At 73.3% G+C, this 307-nt stretch carries 1 pseudogene; it reads right to left on the reverse strand.

Going from position 1 to position 307, the window contains the following annotated elements:
- Positions 1–121: 121 nt before the first annotated feature.
- Positions 122–307: pseudogene (ubiA, locus tag ADL34_RS34520) on the reverse strand (4-hydroxybenzoate octaprenyltransferase); the annotation flags it as partial.

Genomic DNA, 307 nt, shown 5'->3' on the forward strand with positions numbered 1-307 from the left:
GTCCGGCGTCAGCTGGCAGGGGCACCTGGTGGGGCTGGTGGCCGGTGTGGCGGCCGCGTTCGTGCTGCGCCGCCCGGACACCGGCCCCCGCCGGGAACTGCCCCTCTGACGGGCGGGGGCAGACGGGCAGCCCGTGCACCTGCAGGTCCAGCAGCTCGCACAAGAACCGGGCGTTCCCGACGAAGACGTTGACGCTGAAGTACCCCCGGCTCAGCCGGGACCGGTCGTGCGGGCGCACGATCCAGTGCTCGTAGACGAAGGCACCGGACACGATCAGCGCGCCCAGCCAGAAGAACGCGCCGGCGCC

It is taken from the genome of Streptomyces sp. NRRL WC-3605, from assembly GCF_001509795.1.
In the GTDB taxonomy this organism is placed as follows: Bacteria; Actinomycetota; Actinomycetes; order Streptomycetales; family Streptomycetaceae; genus Streptomyces; species Streptomyces viridochromogenes.